General features: G+C 70.6%; 10 protein-coding genes. 8 read left to right on the forward strand and 2 right to left on the reverse strand.

The genetic code is table 11. The features are described 5' to 3' along the window. Nucleotides 1-5 precede the first annotated feature (5 nt). The 5 genes from QRD43_RS11760 (at nucleotide 6) to QRD43_RS11780 (ending at nucleotide 3,999) form a co-directional block, all read left to right on the forward strand. Complete coding sequence (locus tag QRD43_RS11760) at nucleotides 6-1,067, forward strand: serine hydrolase domain-containing protein (protein WP_285982672.1); 1,062 nt, start codon at nucleotides 6-8, stop codon at nucleotides 1,065-1,067. 239 nt (nucleotides 1,068-1,306) lie between these two features. Next, complete coding sequence (locus QRD43_RS11765; protein WP_285982673.1) at nucleotides 1,307-1,822, forward strand: hypothetical protein; 516 nt, start codon at nucleotides 1,307-1,309, stop codon at nucleotides 1,820-1,822. Between the two features lie 214 nt (nucleotides 1,823-2,036). Beyond that, nucleotides 2,037-2,858, forward strand: a complete 822-nt coding sequence (locus QRD43_RS11770) for a hypothetical protein (RefSeq protein ID WP_285982674.1) — start codon at nucleotides 2,037-2,039, stop codon at nucleotides 2,856-2,858. A 185-nt stretch (nucleotides 2,859-3,043) separates the two neighbouring features. Continuing rightward, complete coding sequence (locus tag QRD43_RS11775) at nucleotides 3,044-3,478, forward strand: hypothetical protein (RefSeq protein WP_285982675.1); 435 nt, start codon at nucleotides 3,044-3,046, stop codon at nucleotides 3,476-3,478. A 101-nt stretch (nucleotides 3,479-3,579) separates the two neighbouring features. Beyond that, nucleotides 3,580-3,999 carry a hypothetical protein gene (locus tag QRD43_RS11780; RefSeq protein WP_285982676.1) on the forward strand — a complete coding sequence of 140 codons (420 nt, stop codon included), beginning with the start codon at nucleotides 3,580-3,582 and terminating at the stop codon, nucleotides 3,997-3,999. A gap of 99 nt (nucleotides 4,000-4,098) precedes the next feature. Here the strand turns inward: QRD43_RS11780 and cphA are convergent, their stop codons facing one another. After that, a complete protein-coding gene (cphA, locus tag QRD43_RS11785; RefSeq protein ID WP_285982677.1) occupies nucleotides 4,099-6,660 on the reverse strand; it encodes a cyanophycin synthetase in 2,562 nt (853 codons plus the stop codon). A 50-nt stretch (nucleotides 6,661-6,710) separates the two neighbouring features. Further along, the gene (locus tag QRD43_RS11790) at nucleotides 6,711-8,888 is read right to left on the reverse strand and encodes a cyanophycin synthetase (RefSeq protein WP_285982678.1); all 2,178 of its coding nucleotides are present in this window, start codon (nucleotides 8,886-8,888) and stop codon (nucleotides 6,711-6,713) included. Nucleotides 8,889-9,109: 221 nt separating this feature from the next. On the opposite strand from QRD43_RS11790, the gene QRD43_RS11795 reads away from it, so the two are divergent. The 3 genes from QRD43_RS11795 (at nucleotide 9,110) to QRD43_RS11805 (ending at nucleotide 12,597) form a co-directional block, all read left to right on the forward strand. Beyond that, nucleotides 9,110-11,389 carry a cyanophycin metabolism-associated ABC transporter gene (locus QRD43_RS11795; protein ID WP_285982679.1) on the forward strand — a complete coding sequence of 760 codons (2,280 nt, stop codon included), beginning with the start codon at nucleotides 9,110-9,112 and terminating at the stop codon, nucleotides 11,387-11,389. Between the two features lie 16 nt (nucleotides 11,390-11,405). Next, nucleotides 11,406-11,876, forward strand: coding sequence for a cyanophycin metabolism-associated DUF1854 family protein (locus tag QRD43_RS11800; protein ID WP_285982680.1), 471 nt, complete (start codon nucleotides 11,406-11,408; stop codon nucleotides 11,874-11,876). Nucleotides 11,877-11,937: 61 nt separating this feature from the next. After that, nucleotides 11,938-12,597 carry a DUF6438 domain-containing protein gene (locus QRD43_RS11805; RefSeq protein ID WP_285982681.1) on the forward strand — a complete coding sequence of 220 codons (660 nt, stop codon included), beginning with the start codon at nucleotides 11,938-11,940 and terminating at the stop codon, nucleotides 12,595-12,597. Nucleotides 12,598-12,626 lie beyond the last annotated feature (29 nt).

Here is a 12,626-nt window from a genome sequence, read left to right on the forward strand (position 1 = left end):
TGAGTATGCCGGCGGCCCTTCATCCCCTGAGCCTGGGTCTCCCCGGGCGCCGACACGCCCTGCTGCGCTCGCTGGCAGTGCTGGCTGCGGGACCGAGCCTCGGCGTCCTGGCACGGGCGGGCCCGGACGAATGCGGCCTGGCGCTGGCCCGGCTCCAGGGCGGGCGGCTGGTGGAGGGCGCCTCGCCCGCCTGCCGCGCGCCGGACGGGGGAGATGCGGTGTTCCAGGCGGCCTCGCTGGCCAAGCCCGTGGTGGCCACCCTGGCCTTGAAACGCGTCCAGCGCGGCGAGCTCGATCTGGATCGTCCGCTCAGCGAGATGCTGCCCCAGGGCTACCCGCATCGGCAGAACCTCTTCGCCCTGCGTCAGGCGCCGGTGGTGGACCACGTGCCGGTCGAGGTGCTCCGGACGATGAGCGTCCGCCACCTGCTGTCCCATACCGCCGGCCTGCCCCACTGGGCCGACCGCGGCCCCCTGCGGCTGGAAGGCCGGCCGGGCGAGCGCTGGCGCTACTCCGGCGAGGGCTATGTGCTGCTCCAGCACCTGCTGCAGACGCTGAGCGGCCTGCCCTTGCAGGCGCTGGCCGCCCGGGAGCTGTTCGAGCCGCTGGGTCTGCGGCGCGCCGCCTTCAGGCTCACCGACGCCCTGGCGCCCGCCCTGGTGAGCGGGCATGCGGCCCAGGGCCAGGTCCGGCAGCTGCGCTTTCCCTATGAGATCGCCGCGAGCTCGCTGTACGTCTCGGCGCCGGACTACGCGCGCTTCATGGCGTCCCTCCTGGCGGACCGAGCGCTGCTGGCGCTCATCACCAGCGCCTCCGTGCCGGTGCCTCAGGTGCCCGACCTCCGCTGGGGGCTGGGCTGGGCCCTCGAACGGACGGCGGGGCGGGAGGCGATCTGGCATTGGGGCAGCAATCCCGGCTTCCGCGCCCTGGCCATGGCGGACCTGGGCTCGAGGGACGCCGCCGTCGTCCTCACGGCCTCGGAGGATGGGATGCCGCAGGCCAAGGCGCTGGTCCGCGAGCACGTGCCGGGCCGGCACCCCGCGCTGGATTTCAGTCTGGTGCAGTGATGGTATGGCGGGGCCGCTGCCCCTCCCATCCGGCCGTCGGGGCACGGCGGACCTGTGCCGCTCCGCGGCAGCTCTTTGAGTCCGGAACCCCGCCCATGCCTGCGCGGGGCAGGCCCCGATGACGCCGGCGCTGCGCGTCGCTTCGGCACGAGGACGGGAATCCCCGGCCCCGCGGGGCGCGGAGTTGCTCCGCTAATCTCTCGCGTGGCCACTCCGGTCAGCCTGATGCCCGCTCCACCATGCCCTGGGTCCCTGACGACTTCCCCGTGCCCCGCAGCCTGCGCACCGAGGCCTTCCAGCTGGCGGTCCTGTCTGCTAGTCATGCCGATCCTGACTTCGAGGCCGTGCGCGCCAGCGCCGATCGCATCCGCCATGTGTTCGGCCCGCACAACGGCTGGCCGGCGCCCGATCTCACGCCCGAGGAGAACCTCGCGGACCTGACCCGCCATGCGGCGGAGTTCGAGCGTCGCGAGGCCTTCGCCTACGCCATGCTGGATCCCGCCGGCCTGCAGTACCTGGGCTGCCTGTACCTCAAGCCGGTCAAGTCCAGGCTTGCCGTGGACCTGCGCCGCGAGCGCTTCCAGGCGCAGGCCTTCTTCTGGCTGTCCGAGGCCGGGCTGGCCCTCGATGCGGACGCCGTGCTGGCCCGGCTCGCCCGTTGGCTGAACGAGGCCTGGCCCTTTGCCGCCGTGGCATTTCCCGGACGTGTGCCGGGCTGGGCCGACTGGGAGGCCATGGCCGTCCCGGCGGCCTGAGCCCTGGAACCGGCCCGCGGGCGAAGGGGCGCCGCAGGACGGGGCGATGCCTCGATCCAGGTCGCACGCGGTGAGCAAGGGCGCGGGCAAGGTGCGGCACAATCCGGCGCCCGATTCAGGGAGCATGTGTCAGCGCTCTCGGTGAGGGGGCGCATGAACGCCGGCTCCACTGGCTGTTCAGCGGAAGAAACAAGCCACCAGGAGGACCTGATCCATGCATTCCCTTCGTTTGACCTTTTCGGCGCTTGCGCTGGCGGCACTGGTCGGCTGCGGCACGATGCCGTCGCTGCAGGCGGCACGGCCGGCATCGGCGCAAGCACTGCACTATGGGCTTGCCCGCTCCGAGGTCGTCGCGAAGACTGACCACATGACCCAGCACCTCGATGAAGGCAAGTCGGTCGTCTATTTCCAGAATCAGGGCGGCGGCGGTGTGGCGCTGGGCCTGCTGGGGCCGCTGGGCGTGGCGGCCAACGTCAAGATGATCGAGGGCGTCACCGCCGGGGACGTCGAGAAGCTCAAGGGCCGGATCCAGCTGGACCCGCAGATGGCCCTGCAGCAGGCCGCGATGGATCAGAACTTTGTCGTCCAGGCGGCGGCCGTCGCCGGTGACGTCCAGGTCTCTCCTTTCGTGCTGGTCTCGAAGACCAATGAGACGACGGTGCATGTGTCCTCCGTGCTGCTCTTTGAGGGCATGGACGGGCAGAGCAAGTGGACGCGCCGATACCAGTACCAGCTGCCTGGCGCCTACACGCTGGACGAGCTGTCGACCCTGTCGCAAGCCCAGTTGTCGGGCCTGCAGACGGCCAGCGTGAATGCCTATGCGTCCCTGCTGAGGCACGTTGCCGGGGAGCGGGACGAGGCCATCGCCCAGGAGCGGAAGATCACGTTCAAGTCGGCCTACATGACACCGCGCTTCGAGTTCGAGATGGCGGGCTCCCTGGTCGGCGTGAAGGAGGGGCGGGTCTGGGTCCGCACGGTCGGCGGTGTGACGGCCGTGGATCCGGCCAGCGTCCAGTACCAGACGAGCACGAACTGAGCTTGATGGGCAGGCCGGGGCCGGAGGCGACGCAGGATCCTGCCGCTCTGCTGCCGGGTGATCGTTCGGCCCTTCTCATGGCGGCGGTGTGGTTGGCGCTGCCGCCCGCACCGACGCTCCGCGGCGTCTGATGACATCGGCGAAGATGCGTCTTGTCGCATGCCCAACACGCCAGTTCCCCGCACATGCCCGCCACCCTCGTTGCCACCGTGCTCGCCGGCTTGACGGCGGCCGCGGCCGCCCTGCTGCTCGTCGTGCTGTGCTGGCAAGCCCGGGCCCGCGCGGGCTCCTGGCATGCAGGGATGCTGGATCTGGTCAGGCGTACCCGGCGGCCGCTGCGCGGGCTGATGACGGTGGCACTGCTGCTGGCCGGGGCCGAGCTGCTGCTGCCGGCGGAGCGCATCGACACGCAGGTCTACTTCCTGCAGCGCCTGGAGAGCGGCCGGGTCGAGCTGACCTATGAACTGTGCTGCAGCGGCGGCGGGATGGACGCCTGCGTGCTGCCGGAGGATACGGGCCTGAAGCCCGGCCAGGCTGTCACGCTGCACAGGACACGGCTTCTGGGGCGGTGCCGCGCGCACGCTCGTGAAGAACCGCCTGCACCCTGCAGATGCGCCTGAACGCCGGCCTCGTCGGCCGCCATCGAGCGCGGGCTGCTATCGTTCGCCCCATGACACGTTGCCTACCCGCCATCGCATGGGGCGCTCCGCTCTGCAGCGCTTTGCTCTGGATCCTGCCCGCCGCCCGGGTTGGCGCCACGGAGCCCTTGCTGGTAACGATCGACGCCCGCATCGGCACCGAGGCCCGCGGCCGCGAGCGCGGAGCGCAGGCGGCCCGGGCGGATATCGCGGCAGGTCGGCTGAAGCTCTATGAGTCGGCGGGCCCCGGGACCGTGAGGGACGCGCCGCGTCAGGCCCTCAGGGAGCGCTTGTTGCGGGCGAAGGGCATCCGGCTGGAGCTCGGCGCCGGCTGCACGGACCCTGGCGAGCCGCGTGGCTTCCACGAGGCCTACAACAAGGCCATGGCCGCCGAGGCGCAACGCCGGTTCGGCCCGGATTTCTGGTCGCGCCTGGACCAGGCCGTGGACCGGCAGCTGCCGGCGACCCAGCCCCGGGGCGTTGCTGCCAGCACGACACCGTGAGCGGACACCCCACCGAGCACTGAACCGCCCCCGGTGCGATGTGAAAAAGCCCCGGCCGCTTCCGCGCGCCAGGGCTTGCAGCAAAGGGGCAGGTCTTGCTCAGCCCTGGCTGATCCGCTGCGCCAGATGCGCCAGCGCCTCTTCCACCTGGTCCACCAGCACCAGGCACAGGTCGCCCGGCTGCAGGCGTTCCAGGGCGCGGTCGATGGCGACGAACTCGCCGCGGATCTCCTCGATGTGCGAGGTGCGCGTGGCACCTTCGAGGCCCTGACGCAGGAGCTTCAGCACCTCGCCGTCCTCGCGGCCGCGCTGGCAGGCGTCCTGGAAGAGCAGGGCGTCGTCGAAGGCGGCGCCGAGGATCTGCGTCTGGATGCGGATGTCCTCGTCGCGGCGGTCGCCGGCACCGGAGATGACCACCGAGCGGCGCTTGGCCGGCAGGGCTTCCACAGCCGCCACGAGGGCGCGCATGGCATCGCCGTTGTGGCCGTAGTCGGCGATCACGGTGGCGCCGCGGTAGTCCATCACATTGAAGCGGCCGGGGACGTTGTCGCTGTCGCTGTTGAAGCTGGCGAGGCCGCGACGGATGGTGTCCCAGTCGAGGCCGACACCCCAGGCGGCGGCCACGGAGGCCATGGCGTTCTCGACCTGGAAGGGAATCATGCCGCCGCGCGTGAAGGGGATGTCCCGCAGAGGAATGCTCTCGCGCCAGGCGCCTTGCGCGGCCACGAGCTGGTCGCCGTCGATGAAGACGCAGCGCTTGCCCTGGGCACGGTGCGCCGCCATCAGCGCATGGTGGCGGTCGGCGGTGAAGAAGATCACCTGGCCGGGGCACACGCCGGCCATGTTGGCCACGACGGGGTCGGAGGCGTTCAGCACGGCGTAGCCGCTCGGGGCCACGTTCTGCACGATCACGCGCTTGACCAGGGCCAGCTCCTCGACAGTGTTGAGGAAGTTCATGCCCAGGTGGTCGCCCTCGCCGAGGTTGGTCACCACGGCAACCTGGCAGCGGTCGAAGCCCAGGCCCTCGCGCAGCACCCCGCCGCGGGCGGTCTCGAACACGGCGGCCTCGACGTCCGGGTGCATCAGCACATTGCGGGCGCTCTTGGGACCGGAGCAGTCGCCGCTGTCGATCTGGCGGCCGTCGACGTAGACGCCGTCGGTGTTGGTCATGCCCACGCGCAGCCCGCAGGTCGCGAACATGTGCGCGATCAGGCGGGTCGTGGTGGTCTTGCCATTGGTGCCGGTCACGGCGACCACGGGGATGCGGCCATCCTCGCTCTTGTGGCCGTGGCCGTAGAGGTGGTTGACGATGGCCTCGCCCACATTGCGGCCCTTGCCGAAGCTCGGGGAGAGGTGCATGCGCAGGCCCGGCGCGGCATTGACCTCGACGATGCCGCCGCTGATCTCCTCCAGCGGGCGCAGCACGCTTTCGGCCACCACGTCCACGCCGCAGACGTGCAGGCCCACGACCTGCGCGGCCGCGATGGCGCGGGCGGCGACGTCGGGGTGGACGTCATCCGTCACGTCGGTGGCGGTGCCGCCGGTGCTGAGGTTGGCGTTGTTGCGCAGGATCACGCGCTGGCCCTTGGCCGGCACGGACTCGGGGGTCAGGTCTTGCTGCGTGAGGCGCGCGACGGCGATGTCGTCGAAGCGGATCTTGGTGAGCGAGGTGGCATGGCCGTCGCCGCGGCGCGGGTCGGCGTTGACCTTGTCCACGAGCTGCTTGACGGTCAGGACGCCGTCGCCGATCACGTGGGGCGGGTCGCGGCGGGCGGCAGCCACGAGCTTGTCGCCCACCACCAGCAGGCGGTAGTCGGAGCCGGGCAGGAACTTCTCGACCATCACGTGGCCGATCTCGTCCGCGGCCTTGTAGGCGGCCTCCAGCTGCTCGCGGGTGGTGACGTTGACGGTCACGCCCTTGCCCTGGTTGCCGTCCTGCGGCTTGACCACGACGGGCAGCCCGATCTCCAGGGCGACTTCCCAGGCGTCATCGACGGACTCGACCGGGCGGCCGATGGGCACGGGCACGCCGGCGGACTGCAGCAGCTGCTTGCACAGGTCCTTGTCCTGGGCGATGGACTCGCTCACGGCGCTGGTGGCGTCGACCTCGGCGGCCCAGATGCGGCGCTGCTTGGCGCCCCAGCCGAACTGCACGAGGCTGCCCTGCGTGAGGCGGCGGAAGGGAATGCCGCGCTTCACGGCGGCGTCCACGATGGAGCCGGTGGAGGGGCCGAGGCGCACGTCCTCGTCCGTCTCGCGCAGGCGCTTCTGGCATTCGTCGATGTCGAAGCTGCCTTCGCCCATGGCGGCGAGGATCAGGCGGGTGGCGTCATCCATGGCCATGCGGCCGACGTCTTCCTCGCTGTACTCGACGACCACCTGGCAGGTGCCGGGCTCGTTCGTGACGTGGGTGTGGCTGAAGGTGACCGGGCAGCCGGCCTGGGCCTGAAGCGCCAGCGCGGCCTGCTCCAGGACCTGGGCCAGGCTCATCTCGGCACGCAGCGCGCCGATGCCGGGGAAGAGGGCGCGCAGGCGGGCTTCGAAGCCGGCCAGGCTGCTGATCGAGCGTTCGGCGTCCGTGCAGTGCACCACCGCTTCCATGGCGGTGTGGCGGCTCCACATGTTGGGACCTCGGAGGGCGCGGATGCGAGAGACTTCCATGTTCGCGTCGTCTTTCGGGAAATACGGTTGAGCGTGCGGGGCTGGCGGGCTTACTGCGCCAGTTCGGGCACGAAGGTGTCGAGGCCGGCGGAGATCAGTTCCGGCGAGATGTTCATGGCCCACGCGGTGGCGACGGCGGCCAGCAGCGTGGCCTCGTCGCTGGCCTGGCCGGCCTTGGCGAAGCGCTGCGCGAGCTGGGCGATGTTGGCCCCCACGGTCTCGCTCGCGCCCTGCGCCAGCACGGCCGTGCCGCCCTGCAGGAAGACCGCGCGGCCGCCCTTGGCGCGATGCGCCTGCAGCGCCTCGCTGGCCTCGGCGCGGGCATACAGCACCACCTCACCATCGCTCAGCTCCGCCATCTCCACGAGGCGCGGCTCGTCGGCGTTCAGCACCGCGGCGCCTTCGCCCAGCACCACGTCGATCTGCGTGCGCAGCACCTTGAAGCGCTGGTCCTCGGTGAGGGTGTCGAAGTGGCTGAGATCCACGCCGGCGGCCATGTCGGTCACGACGCCCACCTGGCAGCGGTCATAGGCCAGGCCGTCCTTGAGGATGGAGGTGGCGTCGTTCTGCACGACGACGGCATCCACCACGCGGTTCATCAGCAGGCGGTGGGCAGCGTCCCAGCGGGTGCTGGACCGCTTCTCCACGCGGCGCGTGCCGAGGAAGAGACCGTCGCTGCAGGCCAGGCCGACGTGGCGGCCGTTCAGGTGCAGCAGCCAGGCCACGAGGCGGGTGATGTGGTTGCCGCCCTGCGAGGCCAGCACGCCCACCACGGGGATGCGGCCGGTCTCGCCTTCGTCGAAGAGGTGGTCGATGATGGCCTGGCCCACGGGCTGGGGCATGCCCTCGGCGGGCTTCAGGTGCATCAGCAGGCCGGGGCCGGCATTGACCTCGACGATGGCGCCACCGGTCTCGGACAGCGGCTTGCTGATGTCGGTGCAGACCAGGTCGACGCCGGCGATGTCCAGCCCGATGGTGCGGGCCGCCAGCGAGACGGCGTGCGCCACGTCGGGGTGCACCTGGGCCGTGCAGTCGATGGCGACGTTGCCGTTGCGCTGGATCAGCACGCGCTGGCCGGCCGCGGGCACGGCCTCGGGCGTCACGCCCTGGCGCTGCAGGTCCAGCAGCACGACGGCGTCCTCGCCGAGGGTGATGCGGTTGAGCGGGAAGTCTTCGGTGAGGCCGCGGCGCGGGTCGGTATTGATCTGCAGGTCGACCAGCTGCACCACGGTGTGCTGGCCGTCGCCGGTGATCCAGGCCTCGTCGCCGCGGGCGGCGGCGACCACCTGACCGCCCACCACCAGCAGGCGGTGCTCGTTGCCGGGGATGTAGCTCTCGACCAGGACCTCGGAGCCTTCCTTGTCGGCCAGCTCGAAGGCGGCGGCGACGTCGGCCTCCTGGCGCAGGTCCAGGGTCACGCCCCGGCCGTGGTTGCCGTCGGAGGGCTTGACCACCACCGGCAGGCCGATGTCCTGCGCAGCTTCCCAGGCCTCGGCGGCCGTCTTGACGGCGGAGCCATAGGGCACGGGCACGCCCACGCTCTTGAGCAGGCTCTTGGTGAGGTCCTTGTCCCGGGCGATGCCTTCGGCGATCGCGCTGGTCATGTCGGTTTCGGCAGTCCAGATGCGGCGCTGGCGGGCGCCGTGGCCCAGCTGCACCAGGTTGCCATCGTTCAGGCGGATATGGGGGATGCGGCGGTCCGTCGCGGCGGCCACGATGGCGGCGGTGGACGGGCCGAGGTAGCAGTCGTCGACCTTGTCGCGGATGCGGTCCACGGCGGCCTTCACGTCGAAGGCGTCGGCGTTGATCATGGCCATGAGCAGGGCATGGCCCTCGGCCAGGGCGGCGCGGGCGACCTGCTCGTCACGGGCCCGGAAGACCATGCGGTACACGCCGGTCTTGGACGTGGAGCGGGTCTGGCCGAAGCCGGTGGGCATGCCGGAGAGGTTGAGCAGCTCGATGACCACATGCTCCAGCACGTGCCCCATCCAGGTGCCTTCGGTCAGGCGCTGCAGGAAGCCGCCGCGCTCGCCGACGCCGCAGTGGTGCTCGACCAGGGCGGGGAGGGCGGCCGTCAGCCGGTCATTGAAGCCCTCGATCTTGTTCGAGGGGAACTCCTCCAGCCGGCCCAGGTCCAGCCAGACCTCCAGGACGGGGCGGTAGGTCCACATATTGGGACCACGCAGGTAGTTGACGCGCAAAAGCTGGATGTCGTCGTGTCGGCTCATGGGACGGGGCGTGGACGGGTCGGGGGAGGAAGGCCGGCCGGATGCCGGGGGGCGTCTGGCGGCCAAGGCGCCATTTTGCTCTCAGTTTGGGGCGTGTTTGTCCGTCAGGTGAGTGAGGACGTGCTCGCTTGTCATCGATAGAGCGCCGGGAACGTTGCAGGATGCGCGAAAATCGCGCGGTTGCCGGCGTCAGCGCCCGGGCCGTTCAGAACGAAAGAACAATGCAGCATCACCATCCTGTGGACGACGCGTCCGCCAAGCATCCCGAATGGGCGACTCTGACTTCGCGTCTCTTGAAGGACGAGAACGTGCTGGCCAGCCTGGAGGTTGACCTCGACGGCCAACTGCACTTCGGACAAGGCCTGCTGGCCCTCACCCGTCAGCGCCTGCTCGCCTTTGACGCCGGCACCCGCCAGTGGTCCGAATGGCCCCTGCGCCCGGGCCTGGAGCTGCGCCTGAGCGACCACGCCGGCGTCGGCTGCCTGGAGCTGGTGGAGGGCAGCACCCGGCTGGCCCTCTGGCGCTTCACCCTGGCGATCAACCTGCAGGCCCAGCGTTTCCAGGAGGCCTTCGAGCGCCGGGACGACGGCCCCCGCGCCGAGGCCGAGGACGTGGGCTTCTGCCCCAGCTGCAAGGCCCCGCTGCCCCCGGAAAGCGAGGAGTGCCCCACCTGCGAGCGCGAGCTGCACACGCCGCCGTCCACCTGGGTGCTGCTGCGCCTGGCCCGCTTCGCCCGGCCCTACCAGGGCCAGCTGCTGCTCGGCTTCCTCCTGATGCTGGGCGCCACCGCCGCCACGCTGGTGGGCCCCTATCTCTACCGCCCGCTGATGGACGAGGTGCTGATCCCCTTCCAGCAGGGCCAGAAGATCGACCCCTGGCTGGTGGCCTACTACCTGGGCGGCCTGCTCGGCGCCGGCGTCGTGTCCTGGCTGCTGGGCTGGGCCAAGACCTACATCCTGGCCCTCGTGTCCGAGCGCATCGCCGCCGACATGCGCACCGCCACCTTCGAGCATCTGCTGTCGCTGTCGCTCGAGTACTTCGGCAACAAGCGCACGGGTGACCTGATGTCCCGCATCGGCTCCGAGACCGACCGCATCAGCGTCTTCCTCTCCCTGCACGCGCTGGACTTCATCACCGACGTCCTGATGCTCACCATGATCACCGTGATGATGGTGTCCATCAGCCCCTGGCTGGCCCTCGCCACGCTGCTGCCGCTGCCCTTCATCGCCTGGATGATCCACCTGGTGCGGGACCGCCTGCGCACGGGCTTCGAGAAGATCGACCGCGTCTGGGGCGAAGTCACCAGCGTGCTGGCGGACACCATCCCCGGCATCCGCGTGGTGAAGGCCTTCGCCCAGGAGCGCCGCGAGGCCCGACGCTTCAAGGAGGCCAATGACAACAACCTCAAGGTCAACGACCGCCTGAACAAGACCTGGAGCCTGTTCACGCCCACGGTCTCGCTGCTGACGGAAATCGGCCTGCTGGTCGTCTGGGCCTTCGGCATCTACCTCGTCTCGGATGGCGACATCACCGTCGGGGTGCTCACGTCCTTCCTGGCCTACATCGGCCGCTTCTACGGCCGCATGGACTCCATGAGCCGCATCGTCTCCGTCACCCAGAAGGCGGCGGCCGGCGCCAAGCGCATCTTCGACATCCTCGACCACCAGTCCAACGTCCCGGACCCCGCCAACCCCGTGAAGCTGGATGGCGTGACCGGCGGCCTGCAGATCCAGGACATCGGCTTCCGCTACGGCAACCGCGCCGTGATCCGCGGCCTCTCGCTGGACATCCAGCCCGGCGAGATGATCGGCCTCGTGGGCCACTCGGGCTCGGGCAAGAGCACGCTGGTCAACCTGATCTGCCGCTTCTACGACGTCACGGAGGGCTCGATCCGCGTCGACGGCACCGACCTGCGCCGCGTCACCGTGGCCGACTACCGCCGCCACATCGGCCTGGTGCTGCAGGAGCCCTTCCTCTTCTTCGGCACCATTGCCGAGAACATCGCCTACGGCAAGCCGGACGCCACGCGCGAGGAGATCGTCGCCGCGGCCCGAGCCGCCCACGCGCACGAGTTCATCCTGCGCCTGCCCCACGGCTACGACAGCCTCGTGGGCGAGCGCGGCCAGGGCCTGTCCGGTGGCGAGCGCCAGCGCATTTCCATCGCCCGCGCCCTGCTGATCAACCCGCGCCTGCTGATCCTCGACGAAGCCACCTCGGCCGTCGACACCGAGACCGAGAAGGAAATCCAGAAGGCGCTGGACAACCTCGTGAAGGGCCGCACCACCATCGCCATCGCCCACCGCCTGTCCACGCTGCGCAAGGCCGACCGCCTCGTGGTGATGGACCGCGGCCAGATCGTCGAGGTCGGCCCGCACGACGAGCTGATGGAGAAGAAGGGCGCCTATTGGCGGCTCTACGAGGCGCAGGCGCGCCGGGTCGATGCCGAGGAGGCCGAGCCCATGACCCTGCCCAACCCGAACGCCCACACGGTGAACGCCTGACCCGCCGGAGAGCCCCATGACGACCCCTTACCAGCGCCTCTCCCGCAACGCCCTCGGCCGCCTCGACCTCATCGATGCCGACGGCCAGTTCCACGGCGCCGTGACGCCCGTGCGCGCCCACCCCATCTCCGCGCCCGACGAAGGCGTGTCCCTCGTGGGCCAGGACGGCCACGAGCTGGCCTGGATCCCGCGCCTGTCGGCGCTGCCGGCCGCCGACCGCGAGCTGCTCGATGCGGAGTTCGCCGTGCGCGAGTTCATGCCGACCGTGCAGGCGCTGCTCGCCGTGAGCACCTTTTCCACGCCCAGCCAGTGGACGGTCCGCACCGAGCGGGGGGACGCGCAGTTCATCCTCAAGACCGAGGAAGACATCCGCCGTCTGGGTGAAGGCAAGCTGATGATCACCAGCAGCCACGGCCTGCAGTTCCTCATCCCGGATCGCTTCGCACTGGACCGCCATTCGCGCAAGCTGCTCGAGCGATTCCTGTAAGCGAGCCTGCGAGGCCATGCCCCCGGCACCCCACGCGGACGGTCTGGGCCCTGAGGGCGCGATGGACTCGCGGGGAGATGACCGGGGCTTCCTCCTGCGTCCGCCGCTGACGGGCTCGCTCATTGCGACGCTGGGGCTGATGCTCTGTGTGGCGCTGGTGTCCGCGGAGGGCTTGTGGCCCACCCGGGACGAGGCCCGGTTCCAGCAGCATCTGCGGGGCGAGGGGCCTGGGGCCGAGCCGGTGGCCGACACGGATTTCGTCGAGATGGACCGGGTGGGCTGCTTTGGCGCCTGTCCCACCTACACCGTGCGGGTGCACGCCACGGGCGAGGTGCGCTTCCTCGGGCATGCCTTTGTCTGCCGCAAGGGCGAAGCTGTGCAGCAGATCGGCGCTCTGCAGGCCCGTCGTCTGCTGGCCGCGCTGCGGTCGATCGACTGGTCGGCTGCCTCGCCTGTCGACCTGATACCGGATGCGGAGGTGGTGGCGCTGCGCCTGCGGCTCGGCACGCGGTCGGTGGCACTCGACCTTCAGCCGGCGATGCACGGCCACCTGCGTGGGATCCCTGCGGCCATCGAGCGCGTGGCGGAGGTGGGCCGCTGGTTGCCGACCTGGTCGCTCGTCCCGCCGGGCGGTCCGCTCTGTGCGGGCGCACCGGGCGAGGCGCCTCGCGCACCGTCGTGGTGGCGCGAGGGGCAGGTGCTCTTCGGCGAGGAGCGATAGGGCGCCGCGCCCGGACCGCCGCTGCCCGG

This window comes from Roseateles subflavus (assembly GCF_030285365.1).
Classification (GTDB): Bacteria; Pseudomonadota; Gammaproteobacteria; order Burkholderiales; family Burkholderiaceae_C; genus Roseateles_B; species Roseateles_B subflavus.